At 53.1% G+C, this 22,578-nt stretch carries 16 protein-coding genes; 9 read left to right on the top strand and 7 right to left on the bottom strand.

Going from position 1 to position 22,578, the window contains the following annotated elements:
* Positions 1-246: 246 nt before the first annotated feature.
* Positions 247-1,203, bottom strand: coding sequence for a D-2-hydroxyacid dehydrogenase (locus tag MHI42_RS15105; RefSeq protein ID WP_342424325.1), 957 nt, complete (start codon positions 1,201-1,203; stop codon positions 247-249).
* Between the two features lie 91 nt (positions 1,204-1,294).
* Here MHI42_RS15105 and thpR point away from each other — a divergent pair, with 91 nt between their 5' ends.
* Complete coding sequence (gene thpR, locus MHI42_RS15100) at positions 1,295-1,906, top strand: RNA 2',3'-cyclic phosphodiesterase (RefSeq protein ID WP_342424324.1); 612 nt, start codon at positions 1,295-1,297, stop codon at positions 1,904-1,906.
* 76 nt (positions 1,907-1,982) lie between these two features.
* The gene (locus MHI42_RS15095; RefSeq protein WP_342424323.1) at positions 1,983-2,891 is read left to right on the top strand and encodes a cell wall hydrolase; all 909 of its coding nucleotides are present in this window, start codon (positions 1,983-1,985) and stop codon (positions 2,889-2,891) included.
* A gap of 151 nt (positions 2,892-3,042) precedes the next feature.
* On the opposite strand, the gene MHI42_RS15090 is transcribed toward MHI42_RS15095, so the two are convergent.
* Entirely contained in the window at positions 3,043-4,239 is a 1,197-nt protein-coding gene (locus tag MHI42_RS15090) for a glycosyltransferase (protein ID WP_171720504.1), read from the bottom strand.
* Positions 4,240-4,535: 296 nt separating this feature from the next.
* On the opposite strand from MHI42_RS15090, the gene MHI42_RS15085 reads away from it, so the two are divergent.
* From MHI42_RS15085 to MHI42_RS15065, 5 genes are all read left to right on the top strand, one after another.
* Positions 4,536-5,111 (top strand): TetR/AcrR family transcriptional regulator, encoded by a 576-nt coding sequence (locus MHI42_RS15085; protein WP_039302173.1) that lies wholly within the window; start codon positions 4,536-4,538, stop codon positions 5,109-5,111.
* A 196-nt stretch (positions 5,112-5,307) separates the two neighbouring features.
* Positions 5,308-7,662, top strand: a complete 2,355-nt coding sequence (locus MHI42_RS15080) for a YhgE/Pip domain-containing protein (protein WP_342424322.1) — start codon at positions 5,308-5,310, stop codon at positions 7,660-7,662.
* 374 nt (positions 7,663-8,036) lie between these two features.
* Positions 8,037-12,632 (top strand): glutamate synthase large subunit, encoded by a 4,596-nt coding sequence (gene gltB / locus MHI42_RS15075; protein WP_342424750.1) that lies wholly within the window; start codon positions 8,037-8,039, stop codon positions 12,630-12,632.
* A 476-nt stretch (positions 12,633-13,108) separates the two neighbouring features.
* Entirely contained in the window at positions 13,109-14,035 is a 927-nt protein-coding gene (locus tag MHI42_RS15070; RefSeq protein ID WP_342424321.1) for an ABC transporter ATP-binding protein, read from the top strand.
* A complete protein-coding gene (locus tag MHI42_RS15065) occupies positions 14,028-14,819 on the top strand; it encodes an ABC transporter permease subunit (RefSeq protein ID WP_042134035.1) in 792 nt (263 codons plus the stop codon). Before MHI42_RS15070 ends, MHI42_RS15065 begins: the two co-directional genes overlap by 8 nt.
* 55 nt (positions 14,820-14,874) lie before the next feature.
* Here the strand turns inward: MHI42_RS15065 and MHI42_RS15060 are convergent, their stop codons facing one another.
* Both MHI42_RS15060 and MHI42_RS15055 read right to left on the bottom strand, forming a co-directional pair.
* On the bottom strand, positions 14,875-15,324 hold the full coding sequence (locus MHI42_RS15060; protein WP_342424320.1) for a polymer-forming cytoskeletal protein: 450 nt from the start codon (positions 15,322-15,324) through the stop codon (positions 14,875-14,877).
* Between the two features lie 22 nt (positions 15,325-15,346).
* The gene (locus MHI42_RS15055; protein WP_342424319.1) at positions 15,347-16,573 is read right to left on the bottom strand and encodes a M23 family metallopeptidase; all 1,227 of its coding nucleotides are present in this window, start codon (positions 16,571-16,573) and stop codon (positions 15,347-15,349) included.
* A gap of 213 nt (positions 16,574-16,786) precedes the next feature.
* On the opposite strand from MHI42_RS15055, the gene cls reads away from it, so the two are divergent.
* Both cls and MHI42_RS15045 read left to right on the top strand, forming a co-directional pair.
* Positions 16,787-18,217: a cardiolipin synthase gene (gene cls, locus MHI42_RS15050; protein WP_342424318.1), complete on the top strand. Its 1,431-nt coding sequence runs from the start codon at positions 16,787-16,789 to the stop codon at positions 18,215-18,217.
* Positions 18,218-18,385: 168 nt separating this feature from the next.
* Entirely contained in the window at positions 18,386-19,294 is a 909-nt protein-coding gene (locus MHI42_RS15045; protein WP_342424317.1) for a YitT family protein, read from the top strand.
* A 192-nt stretch (positions 19,295-19,486) separates the two neighbouring features.
* On the opposite strand, the gene ligD is transcribed toward MHI42_RS15045, so the two are convergent.
* From ligD to MHI42_RS15030, 3 genes are all read right to left on the bottom strand, one after another.
* Complete coding sequence (ligD, locus tag MHI42_RS15040; RefSeq protein ID WP_342424316.1) at positions 19,487-20,371, bottom strand: non-homologous end-joining DNA ligase; 885 nt, start codon at positions 20,369-20,371, stop codon at positions 19,487-19,489.
* 136 nt (positions 20,372-20,507) lie between these two features.
* Entirely contained in the window at positions 20,508-21,506 is a 999-nt protein-coding gene (locus MHI42_RS15035) for a DNA ligase (protein ID WP_342424315.1), read from the bottom strand.
* The gene (locus MHI42_RS15030) at positions 21,499-22,491 is read right to left on the bottom strand and encodes a Ku protein (protein WP_342424314.1); all 993 of its coding nucleotides are present in this window, start codon (positions 22,489-22,491) and stop codon (positions 21,499-21,501) included. The genes MHI42_RS15035 and MHI42_RS15030 overlap by 8 nt, the downstream gene beginning before the upstream one ends.
* Between the last annotated feature and the right edge of the window lie 87 nt (positions 22,492-22,578).

Here is a 22,578-nt window from a genome sequence, read left to right as displayed (position 1 = left end):
CAAATCCTCAGCAATCACCAGCCTGTCCGCCAGTCCTCAGCAACCTCGCAGCCCGTCCGCCAGCTCGTCCACAAGTTAGCAGCAACCTGGCAGCAAGCCCGCTAGCCCGTCCGCCAGTCCTCAGCAACCTCGCAGCCCGTCCGCCAGCCCGTCCACAAGTTAGCAGCAACCTGGCAGCAGGCTCGCCAGCCTGTCCACAAGTCCGCATATCCCACAGTAACCCCGCACCTACCTAGCAGCGGAGGCTTAATATTGGCGGCTGTAGTCGACCAGATTGAGTGAAGGCGTTCCGGACTCCAGATAGGCCTTCATGTTCTCAACGAAAATATCCACTACCCGGTCCGCGTAACGGTCGGTTACCCCGGCACAGTGAGGGGTCATGATGACCTGCTCCATTTCCCATAGAGGGTGATCCTCCGGCAGCGGTTCTTTCTCGAAGACATCGAGTCCGGCACCGGCAAGCTGTCCGCTGTGCAGCGCAGAGATTAGATCGTCCGTATTGGTAGTCGCTCCGCGGCCAATATTAATGTAATAGGCCCCCTGCTTGGCAGCGGAGAAGATGTCTGCATCGAATATTCCCTGCGTCTCGTCGGTGATCGGCAAAGTGTTGATAATAAAATCGGCGTCGCTCACGGAATCCTTCAGCTGTCCGGTCGTGAAGACCTCATCGAAGCCGTCAACCGGCCGGCCGGAACGGCTCACACCGATCGTCTTCATACAGAAAGCCTTGGCAATTCTGGCGGTTTCACTGCCGATGGAGCCGGTTCCGGCAATCACTGCCGTCTTGCCGGTCAATTCACTCTCTTGTCCATCCGAATGCCAGCGGCGGTTCTGCTGGTTGCGGATAGCAGTATGCATGTTCCGGGTGAACATCAGCATGAAGCTGAAGATAACGGCAGTAATCGGTTCGGCGTGAACACCGCTGGCATTCGTCAGCAGAATCCCGCGTTCATGCATGGCTTCGAGCGGAAGTTTCTCCACACCGGCAGACCAGGCCTGGACCCAACGCAGCGGTGAACCCTGGCGCAGAAGGGTATCACTGACGCCTTTTCCCCAGCCGATGATAATTTCCGCACCGGAGAGCAGCTCAAGGTCCGGATTCCTGGAATCTCCGAGGGTAAGGGTATAATCTGGTGCAGCGGCGCGGATCAGCTCCTGCTGCCCATCTGATAAATGCTGCATACAAACGATGGATTTAGTCATGTTGGTTCCCTCCTATTCTACATTTCAGTAGAGAAATGGACGATAAGTATAGAATAAGCATAACAAATCTGCCTGGAAAGGTGAAATTAGAATGGAACATAAGGAGCCGGAGCAAGAATTTGAGCGTCTGTTTATCGCTATACCTTTGCCGGAAGCGCTGCGCTATTATCTTAAAAATGAGTCTGCCCGCGTGTCTTCCGGACTTAAATTTGCCAGATGGACACATTTTGAAGATTTCCATATTACGCTGCAATTTCTTGGCGACACTCCGAAGGAGGATATCCCGGCCCTGTTCGCGGCGCTCCGGAAAGTTTCCTCGTCAAGCAAAGGCTTTCAGCTGAAGCTCGGAGAATGGGGCACATTCGGCCTCCCGGACTCGCCAAGAGTGCTCTGGACGGGGGTTTCCGGGGAGCTTGAGCCGCTCAGGGAGCTGCAGAAAAAGGTGGTTTCCGCGACACTTCCGTTAGGGTTCACGGCGGAAACACGAACGTATAATCCCCATTTGACAGTGGCCCGCAAATACCGTGAGGAGCAGCCGTTTACGCTGGAGCGGCTGGAAAATTTACGGGTAAAGGGACGTCCCGCAGGCAATTTACTTCCAGACTTAGGCTGGACGGTGGATGCTTTTGTGGTGTATGCTACCAGGATGTATGCCATTCCTATGTATGAAATGACCGAAAAATTTACATTTTTCTCAACATAAATCGACAAGAAAGTTTTCAAAGCTTCCATTTTCGGTTACATACAATAGGAGTGTGCCGTAAAATAGGAGGTAAATAATGTTAATATTTAAACAGAGCCGCTGTATTGCGCTGCTGGTTAGTGTAATTCTAGTGTCTTTCTCAGCGATAAGTTTGATGAACCCCGAAGGATCTGCTGCTACCGGGGAGAATGTAATAGAAATGGGTAAATTGAAGTCTGCCGGCCATGAGTCTCTGGAGCCCAGTGTTCCGAAAGCTGCATCCGCTGTATATAGGACAAGCCCTTCATCCAGCACAATGATTCCCATGCTTTACACCACAGCTGCCGAACCGGTCCACACCTGGGCCCGCATGGTAAGCGCCGGATGGTTAAGCCCCGAGAAGCTGCAGCGTCAAGAGGCTGTGAAGACGGGCGTCGTTCAGCCTAAGCCTAAGGCTAAGGTAACTGTGGTGAAAGCAACGCCGTCAGCGGCGCAAGCGCTGAAGAAAGCGGCCAAGGGGACAACGAGCGTAAATAAAGTCAAAGCGGCAACTCAGCAACATCCCCCCGCAACATTGTTCTTCTCTCGGACCAAGCTACTAAGCCAGGAGCAGCAAGCTGAAGCTACCTGGAGCTACGCCGTATCCGAAGAAGACCTGCTACTGCTGCAAAAAATCGTCATGGCAGAAGCAGAAGGCGAACCGTACCAGGGCAAGGTGGCAGTTGCCAACGTTGTTCTGAACCGGCTGCGGTCAGCCAATTTTCCCGATACCATTCATGATGTAATCTATCAAAAAAGCCAATTCAGTCCTGTCGCCAACGGCCGTCTAAAGCGTGTGAAGCCCAACGCAGACAGTATCAAGGCTGTTAATGCTGCACTTATGGGAGTTAAGGAAGTTACGGATGACACGTACTTCTTCTTATCGCTGACGCTCGCGCAGGATCTTACTGTGCATCATTCACGGACACTCCTTAAGACCATCGGCAATCATACCTTTTACAAATAATCACTGTTACGGTCTAGCCATCCGAATTCACGCTGGCTGCGCGCGGAGAAGGTTTCCGCTGCATTCTCATCTTAAGTAATGCAAAAGAACCTCCAAATCCACGCTTACCAGTGGCTGGAGGTTCTTTATGTTGTTGTTCACCTGGGGCCGTTTACGGGGTGACATAGACGGCCTCTTCATTGCGCACCTGTGAAGGGGAGCTCCACGACTCGGATTCGGCAACAGCTTGGCTGGCGGGCTTGCCCAGCAGCTGGAGCACAGTAGCTGCACAATGCTGAGGCTGCTGGCGTTCCGGGGAAGTCCGGCGTTTCCGCTGTAATTCAAGCCCGGCATATTCATGCAGCAGCATGGAGAACCATTTGTTCACCACTTCCGAATCAAGCACCTCGGCCAGCCCCAGCTCTACAAAATACTGGCTGTTCTTCTCTTCCTGCCCCGGGATGGCGCTGTAGAACAGCATCGGAATGCCCTTGGCCTGACCTTCAGTACAGGTCATTCCGCCCGGCTTCGTAATCAGCAGATCGGAAGCATCCATTAATTTGTTGATCTCGCTGCTGTAGCCGAGAATCTTTACATTGGGATGGTCCAGCAGCGGGTTGGCTTTCATTTTGGCTACCAGCTTGTCATTGCTGCCCATACAGAATATAAGCTGGATCTCATCCATCCGGGCCGTGAGCGAATTCATGATGTCCTTCCCGAACATCAGCCCCCAGCCGCCGCCCATAATGAGCACGGTAGGAATGTCGGCGAGCCCCAGCTCCTTGCGGAGCTGAGTCTTGCTATGGCGCTCCCAGAACTTCGGATGCACCGGGATACCGGTAACCGTCACCAGCTCAGGAGATACGCCCCGTCCGGTAAGAATCGATTTGACGCGTGAAGTAGAGACGAGATAACGGTTAGCTTCGGCGTTCACCCAGCTGCCGTGCGCATCATAATCTGTAATCAGCGTGTAGAGCGGGACATCCAGCCCCTGCTGCTTCAATCTGGAGATGACAGCGGCCGGAATCGGATGAGTGCAGATAATCAAATCGGGTTTAAGCTGCTCTATGACCTGTGAGGCATGTGTATAAAAAATCCGGTGAAGAGCCAGCTTGGTCAACCGGTTCAGTGATTTATGATATTGGGTCTTATACATCATGCCGACCAGCTTCGGCTGGCTGCTGACTGTTTTGCGGTAAGCGGAAAGAATCCATGGTGCGACCGTAGGATTGAGGAATTTTCCAAGCTCAATGACCCGGCACTGCACATCCGGACTCAGCAGTCTTATTCCTTCGGCCAGAGCATAGGCTGCCCCTGTATGGCCCGTGCCGAAGCCTTCCGAAAACAGCAGTACTCTTTTCTTTCGCATAAGTTCACCTGCTACTTTCCATCATGGGTAGAATTACGAGTTCTCTTCATCGGTTCATTCGAGATCCCATGTTCATGTTCTATTATATTATACTAGGGTTTTTGCTTCTTTTCTCACATTATACAAATAAGACGTAAATAGAAAGTTAAAACACTGCAATAAAATAAAAAAAGTTGGGCATAAGTATTGCATTGGCAGGAGCATCGTGATAAAGTTGGTCTTGACCGAGTGACCGGATTAGTAAAATGGTCAGAACGCGAACGCAATGATATTTCCTGACGAAAGGGAGTGCACGGGTGGCTGTGGTAGATCGAAGGCAGCAGGTGCTTCAGGCGGCGACGAAATCTTTTTCATTATTCGGCTATAAGGCAACTACAATGGATCAGGTCGCCAAGATTGCCAATGTCGGCAAAGGGACGATTTATACCTTTTTTACGAACAAGGAACAATTATTTGACGAGATTCTGCGAGATGTCATTATTGAGATGAAAAGAATCGCCGAGCGGGAGATTAAACGCGACAAGCCGTTTTTTGATAATCTGCACCGTGTGCTGGACGCCCTGCTGGAATTTCGGAGCGAACATGAGCTATTCATCAAGCTGTCCCAGGAAAGTCGTGATTTCGGAACGCCGCAGGCCGGTGATGGGCTCGACAAGATCGAGAGTGTCGTACTTGAATATTTGGAACGGGAGGTGGAACAGGCAATCCGTCAAGGGGAGATCAAACCCTGCGATCCCCAGATTGTCTCGGTAGTAATGTTCAGGCTTTATATCGTACTTACTGCTGAACTGAGCAAGGTGCATGTGCCTTTGACCAAAGAGCAGATTAAATGCTACTTTCATTTATTTTTGGCAGAAGGCCTGTCACAGTAGAATTTAAGTCCGGTATAGGGACGGCGCCCTGCGAACCTGCGCTTTCCCTGATGTGAATAGGCAAATTTTTTTTGCTCTTAAGTGACTGAATGGGGAAAATGGTCAACCAGTGTTACTGTAACATTCACGAAAATATCATTTCAGAGGAATTTATAGCATTTTAAAGAGAGCATATGATTAGAAGGAGAGAACCAGAATGAAATCTTTATCCGTGTTTATCAAGGACCTTGGCGCGGTTTTTAAGAATCCCAAGATGCGTATTTCCATGTTTGCCATTCTGTTCATTCCTGTACTGTACAGCGGATTATTCCTGAAGGCATTCTGGGATCCTTACGGTAAAATGAACGAGCTTCCGGTCGCTGTCGTAAATGAAGATAAAGGTGCTGATTATGAGGGCTCCAAGCTGAGCGCCGGAACAGACCTGGTCGCAGAGCTGAAGAAGACGGACGGGTTCAAGTGGAATTTCGTCAGCCGTGAAGCAGCGGAAGCCGGACTTGCGGACAATACCTATTATATGGCGATTATTGTTCCGGAAGACTTCTCGGCCAAAGCTACTACCCTGCTGGATGCGGATCCGCAGCCGGCCAAAATCATCTACGAGCCTAATGAAGGCTACAACTTCCTGGCTGGCCAGATCGGCGGCACGGCAGTGAAGGATATTAAGACCAAGGTATCTGCCAAGATCACAGAAGCGTATACCGAATCTGTATTTGATAAAATCACGGATATCGCCAGCGGGCTTGGCGAAGCCGGGGACGGCGCCACCAAGATTGCTGACGGTGCCACCAAGCTGGATGACGGAGCGCTTAAGCTGAAGGACAATCTGCTTGTCCTGACTGAAGGCACCGGCAAGCTGCTCGATGGTGTAGCGCCGCTTACCCAGGGTGTGACGGATCTGAATACCGGAGCAGCGGCTCTGGAAGCCGGCAGCAGCACGCTGGCCGGAGGGCTTCAGCAGTTGTCCGCAGCCCATAAGCAGCTGCAGGATGGTGTGACCCAGTCGGCAGCAGGCAGTAAGCAGCTTGATGCAGGGCTGCAGAAGACTGCAGCCGGAGCGGCTTCGCTTAAGGACGGCACACAGTCGGCCGTAGACGGAACCGCCAAGCTGCAGGCTGGCACGAAGTCGGTGGTGGACGGCAGCGCGAAGCTCGAAGCGGGCCTGACCTCTTCCGCAGAAGGCAGCGCGAAGCTCGAAGCCGGTCTTACGGCTTCGAAGGAAGGCAGCGCGAAAGCGGCAGCCGGAGCCAAGGCGGTAGCAGACGGTCTGCAGGCACTGGCGAAATCGAATCCGCAGCTTGCGGCAAGCCCGGATGTGCAGAAGCTGCTGGCGGCAAGTACAGCAGTGGCCACCGGCACTGCACAGCTGGACCAGAGCCAGGAGCAGCTGCTGGCAGGAGCAACAGCGCTGCACAGCGGCCAGGAGCAGCTGGTGCAGGGAGCGAATCAGCTGCACAGCGGTTCCCAGCAGCTTGATGCAGGTGTAACGCAGCTGCATGCCGGAGCGCAGCAGCTGAACGCCGGCAGCGCACAGCTGCTGGAAGGCCAGCAGCAGCTGGCGGCTGGCGCTGGCACACTTGCAGCAGGCGGCGCTAAGCTGTCGGCAGGCATGCAGCAGTTCGGCGCGAAGCTGGACGAAGCGGCCGCAGGCGGTGCGAAGCTGGCCGACGGCGGCAAGGCGCTTGAAGCCGGTACAGCGAAGCTGCTGAGCGGCGCAGGACAGCTTGGCAGCGGCCTCAGCTCTGTAGCTGACGGCTCGAAGCAGCTGAGTGACGGAGCAGGCCAGCTCAAGGACGGTCTGGATGAGCTGAAAGCAGGCTCCGGTGAGCTGGCCAGCAAGCTGGGCGATGCTGCAACGCAGACTAATGCTGTGAACAAGAGCGATGCGCTGGTATCCATGTTTGCCCAGCCGGTACAGATTGAAGAAGTGAAAGTCAGTAAGGTACCGAACTATGGAACAGGATTCGCCCCTTACTTCCTGTCGCTCGGTTTGTTCGTAGGCGCACTGATCTGTACGATTGTTATTCCGATGCGTGAATCTGAAGTGATCGGAGCCAGCCGGTTCAACCGGTTCATGAGCCGTACTCTTACGTTCTCCATGATGAGCTTGCTCCAGGCACTTCTCGCCATCCTGATTGTTCTGTACGGCTTGGGCCTTGAAGTGCAGAGTGTAGGCTTGTTCTACGCCTTCTCCTTCATCACCAGTCTTGCCTTCATGTGGATGATCCAGGCGATCGTAACCTGGCTTGACCAGCCGGGCCGTTTCGTAGTCATCCTGATTCTGATCTTCCAATTGACTACGAGTGCGGGTACGTTCCCGCTGGAGCTGATTCCGAACTGGATGAAGATTTTCAATCCGCTGCTGCCGATGACTTATAGTGTCAAAGGCTTCAAGGCAGTCATCTCCACTGGCGACTTCAGCTCGATGTGGAATGATGCCGGACTGCTGGCCGCTTACGGCATAGTATTCCTGGCGCTTACCTTCACCTACTTCATGACCCGTGACCGCGGTAATGAAGCTCTGCTGAAAAGTGAACAAGTTTTGACTGTATAATGGAACACATTTTCTTGTAAATATGAGGACACAAAAACGCCCCTGAGGGGGCGTTTTTGGCTTATACAGAAAACTAAATGGGTAAAAAAAGTGCCATACCCATGGCAGGAAAATAAATGAAACGCTTTCAATGCATAAGAACTTATTCGTCTTTTATGCATAATTATGCATCGAGAAGATTTTTTACGCTTTTATCCGCTAAAGCTGCGCTGCAAAAGCATTTGTTAATCAAGCTCATAAAAAAGTTTAAATTGCGCTCATGTCAGGTCGATGATAAAATAATATAACCAATCTGGCTTGAATAATTATTAAGATTTTCCTCTGAAAAATTTTCCTGGAATTCCGTCTACTTTATAATAGAAAGGTTGCGTATGATGAGACACACTGAACTGCCCGGCAAACAGGGCCTTTATGATCCTCAGTTCGAAAAAGACGCTTGCGGCATGGGATTTGTTGCCCATATTAAAGGCAAACCGTCCCATGATATTGTTAGCAATGCTCTGACTATGCTCTTTAATATGGAGCATCGGGGAGGCCAGGGAAGCGAGCCGAACTCTGGTGACGGAGCCGGCATTATGCTGCAGATTCCGCACCGTTTCTTTGCCGGCGAAGCAGCGAAGCTTGGCTTTGAGCTGCCGGAACAGGGCCATTACGGCGTGGGCATGATCTTTCTGTCTCATAACGAGGAGATCCGGGCCCGCCACGAGGCGCTCCTGAGCGAGATTATCGCTGAAGAGGGCCAGCAGGTGCTCGGCTACCGCGATGTGCCTACCTTTGACGAAATGCTCGGCAAGACGGCCAAGGCTGCCAAGCCTTATGTGCGGCAGGTATTTATCGGCCGCTCTGAAGGAATTAAGGATGATCTTTCATTTGAACGCAAGCTGTACGTGATCCGCAAACGTGCGGAGCTGTCGATCCGCTACGGCGGGGCAGAAGAGGGTGAATCCTTCTATGTACCGAGTTTATCCTGCAAGAAGATCGTATACAAGGGCATGCTGACTACTGTACAGGTTGGACAGTTCTACCTGGATCTGCAGGATGAGAAGCTGGAGTCGGCGATTGCGCTTGTCCACTCCCGGTTCAGTACCAATACCTTCCCAAGCTGGGAACGTGCTCACCCTTACCGCTTCATGATTCACAATGGCGAAATCAACACCCTTCGCGGCAATGTGAACTGGATGCATGCCCGCCAGTCGCTGTTCAAGAGCGAAGTGTTCGGAGAGGATCTCGGCAAGATCAAGCCGGTGGTTAACCCCGACGGCTCCGATACTGCGATGTTCGATAATACGTTCGAGTTCCTGTACCTGAGCGGACGCTCCCTGCCGCATGTTGCGATGATGATGGTTCCTGAGCCTTGGAGCAATCATGACAGCATGGACGAGAAGAAGAAAGCCTTCTATGAATTCCACAGCACCCTGATGGAGCCATGGGACGGGCCTGCCGCTATGGGCTTCACCGACGGCGTGCAAATCGGGGCAATCCTCGACCGTAACGGTCTTCGTCCTGCGCGTTATTATGTCACCAAAGATGATCTGATCATTCTGTCCTCCGAAGCGGGAGTCCTAGACATCCCGGCAGAGGATGTACTATACAAAGACCGCCTGAGACCGGGCCGTATGCTGCTTGTGGATACGAAGCAGGGCCGGATTATCTCTGATGAAGAGGTCAAGGCTGAAATTGCTTCGCAGCAGCCTTATCAGGATTGGCTGGATGAGCACCTGATCAGCCTCGATGAGCTTCCGGAAGCACCGGAGCTGCCGAATCCGAAGCATGATAACGTGCAGCAGCTTCAGCAGTCGTTCGGTTATACCTTTGAAGATCTGCGCAAGGTGCTGGAGCCTATGGCTTCCACAGGTGCCGAAGCTGTCGGGTCCATGGGTTATGATTCACCGCTGGCGGTATTGTCTGACCGTCCGCAGCGGCTCTACAACTACTTCAAACAAATGTTTGCCCAGGTAACCAACCCGCCGATTGATGCGATCCGTGAAGAACTGGTAACGTCCACGGCAACAACGATCGGGCCTGAACGCAATCTGCTCAAAGCAGAACCGGAGAGCTGTCGTCAGATCTCGCTGGATTCTCCGATTCTCTCGAACGAGGATTTCGCCAAGCTGCGTCATGTACGCCGTGCCGGCTTCAAATCGATGTCCATTCCGATTCTCTTCCCGGCAGAGCTGGGGGCGGAAGGGCTGCGTATCGCTCTGGAGCGTATGAATGAGGCGGCAGACCGTGTTATGGCCAAAGGACATAATATTCTTATTCTGTCAGACCGCGGGGTAGACCGCGACAATGCTGCAATTCCGGCGCTGCTGGCTGTCTCCAGCCTGCATCACCATCTGATCCGCTCGGGAACACGGACCAAGGTCAGTATCCTGCTGGAATCCGGTGAACCGCGTGAAGTTCATCATTATGCGCTTCTGCTTGGTTATGGTGTCAGTGCGGTCAACCCTTATCTGGCCTTCGAGAGTCTGGATGATATGATCGGCCAAGGCCTGCTCCGCGGAATCTCGCATGAGAAGGCTGTGAAGAACTATATCAAGGCAGCTACGAAGAGTGTTGTCAAAATCCTGTCCAAAATGGGTATCTCCACAATTCAATCCTACCGCGGCGCACAGATTTTTGAAGCTGTAGGCCTGAACTCGGAGTTCGTAGACCGTTACTTCACCTGGACACCATCCCGTATCGGGGGAATTGGCCTGGAGGAAGTGGCTCTAGAAGCACTTGCCAGCCATAACCGCGCCTTCACCGACAAAGACGGCAACGACAAGGTGCTGGATTCCGGCGGTGAATACCAGTGGCGGAGTGACGGGGAAGAGCATCTGTTCAACCCGCAGACGATTCATCTGCTGCAGCATTCCGTACGCAGCGGAGATTACGAGATGTACAAGAAATATGCGGCACTTGTTCAGGGCGAAAGCGAGAAACACCAGACTCTGCGCTCGATGCTGCAGTTCAAATCGACTAATGCACCCGTTTCGCTTGATGAGGTAGAACCGGCGGAATCGATCATGAAACGCTTCAAGACCGGCGCCATGTCCTTCGGCTCGATCAGCAAGGAAGCCCATGAGACATTGGCCATTGCGATGAACCGTATCGGCGGCAAGAGCAATACCGGCGAAGGCGGGGAAGATCCGGCGCGCTTCATTCCGGACGCTAACGGCGATTCCCGCCGCAGTGCGATCAAGCAGGTGGCATCGGGACGGTTCGGCGTAACCTCGAACTATCTGGTGAATGCCGACGAGATCCAGATTAAGATGGCACAAGGCGCTAAGCCGGGTGAAGGCGGACAGCTTCCGGGCCGCAAGGTATATCCTTGGGTTGCCGAAGTCCGCGGCTCTACAGCAGGTGTAGGTCTGATCTCACCGCCGCCGCATCATGATATTTACTCGATCGAGGATTTGGCAGAGCTGATCTATGATCTGAAGAATGCCAATCCTCGTGCCAATATTAACGTTAAGCTTGTATCCGAAGTCGGCGTAGGCACCATTGCCGCCGGTGTGGCCAAAGGCCGTGCCGATATTATCCTGATCAGCGGCTATGACGGCGGCACCGGTGCTTCACCGATGAACTCCATCCGTCATGCCGGACTGCCTTGGGAGCTGGGTCTGGCTGAGACACACCAGACACTGATGCTGAACAATCTGCGCGACCGTGTTGTACTGGAAACAGACGGCAAGATGCTCAGCGGGCGTGATCTGGCAGTAGCTGTTCTGCTTGGCGCCGAAGAATACGGCTTCGCTACTGCACCGCTGGTAGCTGTAGGCTGTATCATGATGCGCGTATGTCAGATGGATACCTGCCCGGTTGGCGTTGCTACGCAGAATCCGGAGCTCCGCAAGAACTTCATGGGAGATCCGCAGCATGTCGTTAACTTCATGACCTTTGTAGCACAGGATCTGCGCGAGATTATGGCTGAGCTCGGCTTCCGCACCATTGAAGAAATGGTCGGCCGCACGGATTGCCTGGATGCGGTTCAGGCTTCGACCCACTGGAAGAAGAAGGGTGTCGATCTGAACAGCCTGCTGCATACACCGGCTATGCCGGAAGGAAGCACACGCTTCCGCAGCAAACACCAGAATCATGGCCTGGAAGAAACGCTGGATATGACTCACCTGCTCGATATTGCCGCTCCTGCACTGGAATCCGGCACAGCAGTTGAAGCATCCCTGCCGATCACGAACGTCAACCGTGCAGTGGGTACGATTCTGGGCAGCGAGCTGACGCGCAAATATGGCGCAGCAGGTCTGCCGGATGACACCATCAAGCTGTATTTCACAGGCTCGGCCGGACAAAGTCTGGGCGCATTCGTACCGAAGGGCATCACGATTACGGTCGAAGGCGACTCCAATGACTATGTCGGCAAAGGGCTGTCCGGGGGCAAGCTGATTATCAGACCGTCCCGTAAGGCAACCTTTGCCGCTGAAGATAATATCATCATCGGGAATACGGCGCTGTATGGAGCGACTGGCGGCGAAGCTTATGTCAGCGGGATTGCGGGTGAACGTTTCGCAGTCCGCAACTCCGGGGCGAATGTAGTCGTTGAAGGCGTGGGCGACCACGGCTGCGAATACATGACTGGCGGCCGTGTGGTTGTTCTGGGTGAAACCGGCCGCAACTTTGCGGCAGGGATGTCAGGCGGTATCGCCTACGTATATGATCCGGACAGCACGTTCATCAAACGCTGTAACCTGGAAATGGTATTGCTGGAGCGTGTGGAGGAGGCGGATGAAATCGCTGAGCTGCATAGCCTGATTACCCGTCATACCGAGCTTACAGACAGCAATGCGGGCAGAGCGATTCTCGATTCATGGGATCAGGCCCTGCCGAAGTTTGCCCGTGTCATTCCGAAGGATTACAAACGGATGATGGAGCAGATCCGTAAGGTGGAGCAGAATGGCCTGACCGGCGAAGCTGCCCTGATGGCTGCTTTTGAAGCGAATATGCGTGAGCTTGCCCGTGTCGGCGGCTAAGGTTTAAGCTTTCAACTTTTAAATGTCTCCGGTATTGCCGGTGTGCACTATACGATCAAGGGACAGTATTCTTACCCGTATCACACGGGGAAGATACTGTCCCTTTTACTATTACTGCATTTCTTTCCTAATTTCAGGAAAAAGGAAAGCTATGGTAGAATATAAAAATGTATGAAACGGATTGCTGATACAGCGATAAGGTTAATATAGCTTGAACTGAAAGAGACAATATTAAGATGAGGGAGCGGAGGGGAAGTTTGGAACTGGAAGAGCGGAAGCGTCCGCCTTTGTCTGCGGATTTCCACCGCTAAAAGCGGTATGAATCAAGAAATCTGCAGACAACAGCGGCCGGAAGTCCAAACATTCACCGCAGTTACGGCTAACATCTGCATTGGAGCCTCTTCAGTTCTTCTATTAGTCACCTTATCCGAAAGCGCAAGTCCGTTTCATCCAAACCGACGAAAGGAAGTGAAGTTATGCCGAATACGGCAGAAGTTGTGAAACCTGTGGCCAGCCTGATGGGGGTTACCAAAAAGATCGGCTCCAAAACGCTGATCAGCGACTTGACCCTCGATATTCCGCCCGGGCAAATCTTCGGATTCCTGGGTCCGAACGGTGCCGGTAAAACAACTACCATCCGCATGATGGTAGGGCTTATTTCCATTAGCCGCGGGGATATTCTCATCTGCGGACGCAGTATTAAAGATCATTTTGAAGAAGCGATAGCGAATGTAGGGGCGATTGTGGAGAATCCGGAAATGTACAAGTTCCTTACCGGATACCAGAATCTGCGCCAGTATGCCCGCATGGTCCCCGGTGTGACCAAGGAGCGGATTAATGAAGTAGTAGAGCTGGTAGGCCTCAGCCAGAGAATCAACGACAAGGTTAAGACCTATTCTCTGGGGATGCGCCAGCGGCTGGGTGTGGCCCAGGCACTACTGCACCGGCCGAAGCTGCTGATTCTCGATGAGCCGACCAACGGGCTGGACCCGCAGGGCATCCGCGAGCTGCGCGATTATCTGCGCCTGCTGTGCCAGAAGGAAGGTACTACTGTTTTTGTCTCCAGCCATTTACTCGCTGAAATGGAACTCATGTGTGATAGTGTGGCGATTATCCAGAACGGCCGCCTGATCGAAGTGAAACAGCTTAAGGCTGTAGGCAATGTGCTGGTGCCGGTGGGTGAGACCCTGTTCGAAGTAGATCAGCCTGAAGCTGCGCTGGAACTGATGGGCCGTGGTGTGGTGAAGGACGGGGGTATTGCTGTAGAGGCGGTGCGGGAGGAAATTGCCGAGCTCAACGCGAAGCTGGTGGCCGGCGGAATTAAAGTGTACAGCATCAAGCCGATATTCCGGTCACTGGAAGATCAATTCTTGGAGATTACAGGAGGTGAAGGCATTGGGTGAGTTCGCTGCTCTCATACATAATGAGAATATCAAAATTTACAGACGTCTGCGGACATGGATTATGCTGTTCATTCTGGCGGTTATGAGTGCGCTGTTTCCGGCGCTAATCCATTTCACCAGCGGAGGCAATGAGGTAACGATCGGGTTATGGGATAGCTTCCAGACTACCGTAGCTATTGCTTTTTTCCTGAACACCATCTTCACAGCCCTGGTGGCTGCTGACTCCGTTGCGGGCGAATTCACCTGGGGAACGATTAAGCTGCTGCTGATCCGCCCTTGGAGCCGCTCCAAAATCCTGCTCTCGAAATATATATCGATGGTGCTCTTCAGCTTGTTCAGCACTCTGCTGCTGATCGTGTTTGGTTATGGTTCAGCCCTGATTTTCTCGTCCTCGGCCGTGGATTCGATAGGGGGGCCGACGATGGCCTGGAGCCAGGGGGAATACGTTTTTCTGACGATTATGTGTGCCTACATTGAGCTGTTTCTCACAGCAGCCATTGCCTTTATGATCTCCAGCGTATTCCGTTCCAGCGGCCTTGCGATTGTACTGTCGCTGTCCATCATGTTCACCAAAGATATCTTTATCGCCATCTTCAGCCCGGAACGGTATGAGTGGGCCAACTATCTGATTTTTGCCCATATGAATCTAAGCGGCTATCTGCTGTCGGACACCGGCCCCGGAGGCGCTACGTTAGGATTCGCAATTGCCGTCCTCGCGGTGTATTACGTTATTTTCATGCTAGTCTCTTGGGTTGTATTCCGTAAAAGAGATGTCGCAGCTTAATGTGGTAAAAGGCTCCACAAGGACTGGAAGCAAGCAGATGCGGGGTTATGCCCGCTCAGCCAGCTTCCAGTTTGTTCTGTTTATGGGAACCCCGCTTTCCTGCCTTGTCCGTAGAAGCACCTGCCTGAAGCCCGCCCGCTGTCTCTGTGGCGGGCTGTTCGGCCATGGCTACGGACCCGTTCAGCACGCTGCCTTCCATAATACTCAGTGCGCCGGCTGCAATATTACCGTGCAGCTGTCCGGTTTCGGTCATGATCAGCTTCTGGTTGGCGGTCACGTCGCCGTAGACCTTGCCGGCGATAATAACCTCCTGCGCCTTAATGCTGGAGTGGACCGTTCCCTGTTCGCCGACCGTAACTGTCCCCTGGCACAGGATTTCCCCGCTGAAATTCCCTTCAATCCGCAGATTGGTATCGCAATGGACTTTACCTTCAAGTGTGCCTCCATGTCCGATAAGTGAATCGGTCGATTTATATGGAGCACTTTGTTTGCGTTTGTTCCACATGCCTGCATTCCTCCTTGTATTCTTAAGGTTTAACATAATTCAGCGGATTCACCGGCTTATTCTGCTTCACAACCTGGAAATGGAGATGGGGACCCGTGCTGCGTCCGGTATTGCCGAGCATACCAATTTGCTCCCCTTTGCTGACCTTGTCACCGGGTGAGACCACCATGCCGTTCAAATGCATATACCAGGTTTCCAGCCCGTTCGCATGCTTGATAATGATATATTTGCCTCTGGCGCCCAGCTGGTCGGCAGAAGTGACCACACCTTCCATCGCTGCGTATACAGGGTCACCGATGCGGCCGGCAATATCGATTCCGGAGTGATAGGCAGAGACACCCTTGAAGGGATCGGAACGATAACCGAAGCTGGAGGTGATCACCTTCGAGCCTGTGGGCCAGAGGACAGCCGGAGCCAGTCTTGCTTTTTCTTCACGAGCCTTCTTGGCCTGCAGGTTAGCCTCCAGGGTGTTGGCTTTTTCCGCCTCTGTAATCGTAGTGGAGATACGGCTGACCATTTCCTCCAGCATCGTTTTTATTTCTTCGTAGTCGTCTCTTGTTTCCTGAACCAGCTCCAGCGGGTCATTGGCATACACAGCGATGTACTCCCCGCCAACCTGGGGGGGCACTGTACTTCCTAGTGCAGCGGTAACTACCCCGAAACGGAAATCAACTGCAGACAACGTGCCGGAAGAGGTATCTGATGGATGCTCTGCAAGGAACGGAGCCGTACTTGAGCGGCTTATGGTTCCCTTGACGTCTCCCTTGGTCCCGCTTGCAGCGACTTTGGCTGAAGCGGAAATGAACGGCCGGCTGCTTACGGCAGAAGCTGCAGAGGCAGTGGGGTCATTGTCGTCTGTACCGGAAGAGGAAGTCGTCTCTTTCTCAATCAGCGACTGCAGCTGCTGCTCCAGTTCAGAGACACTCTTCAGCTTGTCTTTAATGCTCTGGGCTTCCTCCGAGAGCTCAGTCACCTGGCTGCGGAGCTGCAGCAGCGCCTGGTCCTTGTCGGCGACCTTGAGCTCCATCCGGATATTCGTCAGCGATAGTGCCGCAGCTTCGGCCTCCAGCTCGGAAATGGACCGGGAGGCATGAATATGCATGGAGGTGACCAGACTGGAGAGGGACAGGGCAGCTGCGGCAGGCAGGGCGAAGGCAAGCGGCTTGGACAGCTGCAGCTGTCTGACCGGCCGTCCGGCCTCACGGACGACGAGCAGCGTAATCTTTTTATGATCGGGCTGACTCTTCATAACATCTCCTTCCTGCGGCCTTTAGCAGCCGCGTGGTATGAACTGAGTGAATCCAACATTGCTATAGAGCGGGGCTCATCCGATTCGTCCTACTACTCTATGTATTCCATTCCTCTGGCGAACATGACAACGGTTTGCTTGAATAAAGAAGGAGAGTTACGGCAAGACCTGTAGTAGATCATCTTCAATAACATAACTTTTAGGAGGCCCGGGATGAGGATATTCGCAGTTATCTTAAGTCTTTTTATCATACAGATTGCCATTATCGTTATATCGGAGTTCCGCCGTCCGCAGAGGGCACTGGCCTGGATATGCATTACCTTCTGCTGTCCGCCGCTGGGGCTGCTGTTCTATTATTTCCTCGGGCGGGATTATTGGCAGAGCCGGAAGCTTGGCAAACGGTGTGTGTCCCTGCTGAGGGAGATCCGCGCCCATGTTGCGGGCAAAATCCATATCGTCAAAAGCACGGCAGATACCGGGAATCCGGGGTTTGAGAACCGTAAAGAACTGCTGCATTTGCTCTCAGGCCTGTCAGAAAGCCACATTACAAGCCATAATCAATGTCAGGTGCTCAATAATGCCAGGGACGCGTATAAGGCGATGCTGGAGGTTATGGAGAATGCGCAAGAGCATATCCACATGGAGTTTTATATTTTCCGGGATGATGATATTGGCAGGCAGTTTCAGGAGATTATGATCCGCAAGGCGCGTCAGGGGGTTAGGGTGCGTCTGCTATGTGATGGTCTTGGGAGTCATCAGCTGAGCCGGAGATTCGTGAATACGCTCAAGAACGCAGGGGTGCAGGTTCACTTTTTTCTGCCGCCGCTTACTTCGCTGCTGGACCGCCGCTTCAATTACCGCAATCACCGCAAGATACTCGTGGTCGACGGGCTGACGGGCTTCACCGGGGGAATGAATGTAGGTGATGATTATCTGGGAAAAGACCCTAAGATGGGCTATTGGAGAGATACGCATCTTCGTGTTGAAGGGGATGCTGTGTATCATCTGCAATATGTGTTTCTCAAAGACTGGAGACTGGCAGCCGGTGACACTATGAGCCATCCGCGGTTTTTTCCTGTTCATACCTGCAGCGGGCCGGATGCTGTACAGATTGTAGCCAGCGGGCCCGATGGGGCGGTTGATGCCACACAGGAGATGTTTTTCGCTTCACTCTGTGCGGCGAAGGAGCGCATCTGGATGACCTCCCCGTATTTCATTCCGGACCCGGCCATTTGCCGGGCACTCAAGAATGCGGTGCTCAGCGGAGTGGATGTGAGGATCATTATCCCGGCGAAGCCGGACAACAAGCTGGTGTATAAGGCAACCCTGTCTTACCTTGAGAATCTGCAGGATGCCGGTGTGAAGTTTTACCGCTATACAAGAGGCTTCATGCACGCCAAAGTGATGATTATTGATGACGTGCTGGCAACGGTAGGCAGTGCGAATCTGGACATGCGCAGCTTCTATTCCAACTTTGAACTGACGGCTGTTCTGCTCCGTCCGGCGATTATTGCGCAACTGGCAGAGGACTTCAGCCAAGACCTGAAGCACAGCGAATTCATCGATCCCAAAAAGTTTAAAGAGAGAGCGCATAATGTCAAACTGATTGAGGGGCTCTGTCAGCTCTTATCGCCGCTTTTATGACATAAAAGGTGAAGTAAGCATCGTTTATCGAAGGTTATATCAAGTTCCATGCGTTATTTGAGCTTCCTTTATGATATAATAGGAATATAAGAAGCAAAGGGGAGAAAGCGCAGCTGTGAAGTCTGCTTTCGTATACTTCTTAGATATACTATTTATAGGGGGAGTTCTATGACTGTAAGCCAACAAATCTTTACGAGTGAGGAACAGAAGAAGCCTCAGAAATCAGGAGCCTTCAAGACAGCGAAGCTGGCCCAGCGGATTGTGATGATTGTCATCGGAGCGGCCATGATGTCTGTTGCGCTTGAGATTTTTCTTGTTCCCAATGAGTTGATTGACGGCGGAATAACCGGTATTTCCATTATGTTGTCCCATATTTTCAACATACCTCTGGGTATTTTATTGACACTGCTTAACCTGCCGTTTCTGGTGATCGGTTATAAGCAGATTGGTAAGACCTTTGCCTTATCTACTTTATTTGCTGTAATTGTAATGTCCATTGGTACCCAGTTGCTCCATCCTGTGAATCCGATTACGGTTGAACCGCTGCTTGCCGCAGTATTCGGAGGGGTTATCCTCGGGGTCGGGGTCGGACTTGTGGTACGTTATGGAGGATCGCTTGATGGTACTGAGATTGTGGCCATCCTTGTGTCCAAGAGACTTCCGTTCTCCGTAGGGGAAGTTGTAATGTTCTTCAACCTGTTTATTCTTTCCGGCGCGGGTTTTGTCTTCGGCTGGAATAATGCGATGTTCTCGCTGATTGCCTATTACATTGCTTTTAAATTAATAGATATTACACTTGAAGGTCTGGATCAGTCGAAATCGGTATGGATTATCAGTGATAAATTCCGTGATATCGGTGAAGCCTTGACGGAGCGTCTGGGACGCGGAGTGACGTATCTGGATGGTGAAGGCGGATTCTCCGGCGATAACAAGAAAGTTATCTTTGTAGTCATTACCCGTTTGGAAGAAGCCAAGCTTAAGTCCATTGTAGAAGATTGGGATTCTGACGCATTCATCGCGATCGGCAATATCCATGATGTCAAAGGCGGCCGCTTTAAGAAAAAAGCAATCCATTAGCGAGTACGGTATAACCGGAGCGCTTCCGAAGGAAGGTATATTTACGAACGTCAGAGTAATCAATGCGGCGGCCTGTGCTTGCTGCGCCGTATTCTCATATATAATACCTTCCGTCCATATGCTGGACGCCAAATAAGCCCGCAGCCTAGAGTATAGGTAACTGCGGGCTTATTGCTGTCTTCAGGGCCATTCTCAGGGCAGCTTGGCAATAATATCACCCACCGGCTGGGGAGGGACCTGGGCGACAAGATCGCCCATCCGGGCCAGACGCTCCTCAATGTTCAGCAGATGGTAATCGATAGGCTTGACGTTACGCTGCACTTCCTCCCACAGGAGGGGCGTTGAGACGGTTGCCAGCGGACGGGCCCGCGGGGTGTATGGGGCAGCAAGAGTTTTGCCGCCGTAATGCTGGAGGTAATCGAAATAGATTTTGTCCCCGCGGTTTTTCTTCAGGCGCTCCAAAGTGAACAGATCGGGACGCTTCTCCGTAACATAGCGGCCGACGAAATGGCCTACCCGGCGCAGGCCGTCGAAGGTGACTCCCGGCTCCACCGGAACAATGATCTGCACACCGGTGGCACCGGAGGTCTTGGGTACAGAGGCCAGTCCCAGGGACTTCAGTACCTCGCCCACCGTAGCGGCTGCCTCCATAATGCGCGGCTCGACCTCAAGCGAGGGGTCCAGATCAATCATCCATTCGCAGGGGAGCTCACTGCCCGCATAATGCAGCGAGGGATGGAATTCGAGCGCGGCCAGATTGCCGAGCCAGAGCAGCTCCGGGAGCCCCTGCAGCACAATATAGGTAATATTCTCATGAGTTGCTGTATGCACGAATTCCGGCAGCGGCTCGGGGGCATTCTTCTGGTAAAAGGACATCCCCGGAACACCGTGAGGGTAGCGGATTACCGTGAGCAGCCGTCCCTGGCAGTAGCGCAGCAGATATGGAGAGAGCGCGGCCAGCTTGAGCAGATAGATCTGCTTGGTGATGCCGCGTTCAGGCCATAGCAGCTTATCCGGGTTCGTAATGCTGATCTCGTGTCCCCCTGCGGTAATGGAGCCTCTGATCGTCTTCGGCATGCGGCATCCTCCTTGTATAGTTATACGAGCTGAAGATAAGGTGAGGCTTAGTCAGGCAAGGCTCGGGTAAGGCTCAGACAGGGCTCAGGCAAGACTTAGGCAGCTCAGGTAAGGCTCAGGCCCGGTGATCCCGTTACTACGTCTGTGTTCTCTGGTCCATGCGGCAGGATAGCGGAGGGAGCTCTACCTGGGATTGTATAACCGGCTGGCGGAAGGTTCCGGAAGTATTCCATTCCAGATAGTGCAGCTTGAACACTAGCTCAGGCTTAATCCAGACCGAGCCTTTACTGCGCTGGGGCAGCTCTGCAAAAGGCATCTGCTCTGTGATCATGCCGCTGATCTGTGCAGTCAAATTCCGCCAGTCCTGTACGGTCATTTTGCCCGCTCCTGCATGGCCGATATAGTGCAGCTTCCCCGCATCATCATACAGTCCGAAGAGCAGGGCGTTGACCAGACCGTCACGGAAGGTGACGCCGCCGGCTACAGCAGTGACATCGGAGATGATTTTGCATTTCTGCCAGCGCTTGTCCTTGCCTCCCGTGGCATAGGTGCTGGTGAGCTCTTTGCATACAATCCCCTCCAGCCCGCCCTTCAGAGCGGCGGCGTACAGCTGTGCGGGCTGATGGTAGCTTGGCACATTCTGCACATGGGGATGGGGCAGCAGCATTTCACTTAACATCTGTTGCCGCCGGGACAAAGGCTGGTCCAGCAGCCAAATGCCATTGCAGTACAGGATATCGAAGACCATGTAGAGCACCGGTACCTGCGGACTTACCGCCCGGATCGCTGCTTCATTCTTCAGGCTGTCCCGCCGCATCACCTCATGGAAGGAGGGCTTGCCGCCGCTGAGCGCAATAATCTCGCCATCGAGAATGACGGAACCGGCCCGGCAATACGCCTCCGGTCTGGCAAGCTCAGGATACTGCAGCGTGCGCAGGTTGCCTCGCCGGTTGATCAGCTCGGCATGGCTTCCATCGTAATAGGAGAGCATCCGCACGCCATCCCATTTGATCTGGGCGATCCACTCCTCGCCCTCCGGGAGCCTTGAGGCAAGCACGGGCTCGAATGGAATAACCGGCTGCAGCGTAAGCGGACCGCCAATAACGGGAGGTGCGGATGACCTGCTCCTAGGCACCGGTTACCTTGCTCTTGGCCGTCCGGCGTTTCGGCTTCGGAGCGATGACCGGAATCGGGCCTGTTGCCTCGTTAACTGCCGGCACTTCCGGTTCAGGGGCAGGGGCTCCGGAGGCTTTTGCCTGTGCCGGTTTTTTCTTGCCGGCCGCAGCCGCCCGCGGCTTTTTGCCTGTACCGGTTCCTGTGCCGGACAGTGAAGGTCCGGGGTCGGACGGAATATGCTGTACAGCTTCGATACTAGCCTGCAGGGCAGCCATCAGATCGATGACATTGTTCTCCTGGCGTGCCGGAGCAATATGGAATTCCTCACCGGCGATCTTGTGCGTGATCAGATCAAGCATCCGCTGGCGGTAATCGTCCGTGTATTTAGCGGGTTCAAACGGTGTGGACAGCTGGGAGATCAGCAGCTTGGCCATATCCAGCTCTTTGTCGTTCACGATCCCCGGCTCCGGCAGACCGGGGACCTGCGATACCGGACGGACTTCGTCCGGGTAATAAATGGTTTCAATCGCCAGGCAGTCGGCGAGGACGCGGATAGCAGCCAGACTGCTTTTAGAGCGGATGGAGATTTTGGCGATCCCGATTTTGCCGGTCTGGCGCATCGCCTCCATGAGCAGACGGTAGGCGTTGGCGCCGGCCTGATCGGGAGACAGGTAATAGGTCTTTTGGAAATAAATCGGGTCGATCTCCGTCAAATCCACAAAATCCAGAATCGTAATGCTCTTGCTGCTCTCCTCGGTTAACTGATCCAGCTCTTCCTTATCGAACAAGACAAACTTGCCCTTCTCATATTCGTATCCCTTGCCGATCTCTTCCCAGGCCACTTCCTTCTCGCACACGGGGCATTTACGCACGTAGGATAGCGGGCTGCCGCATTCTTTATGGATGTAACGCAGCGAAATATCCTTGTCTTCCGTAGCGGAGAACATTTTGACCGGAACATGCACAAGCCCGAAACTGATGGCTCCTTTCCAAACGGTATGCATGAGAATCGCCTCCTGAGTATAAGTGCTGTTTATAATTGCTGTATCATGAGTTCACGATCAATATGGCTTAGTATGACGCGATGGGGC

It is taken from the genome of Paenibacillus sp. FSL E2-0178, from assembly GCF_038593005.1.
Taxonomy (GTDB): domain Bacteria; phylum Bacillota; class Bacilli; order Paenibacillales; family Paenibacillaceae; genus Paenibacillus_AQ; species Paenibacillus_AQ phytohabitans.
This window is presented reverse-complemented; position numbering and strand designations above follow the sequence as displayed.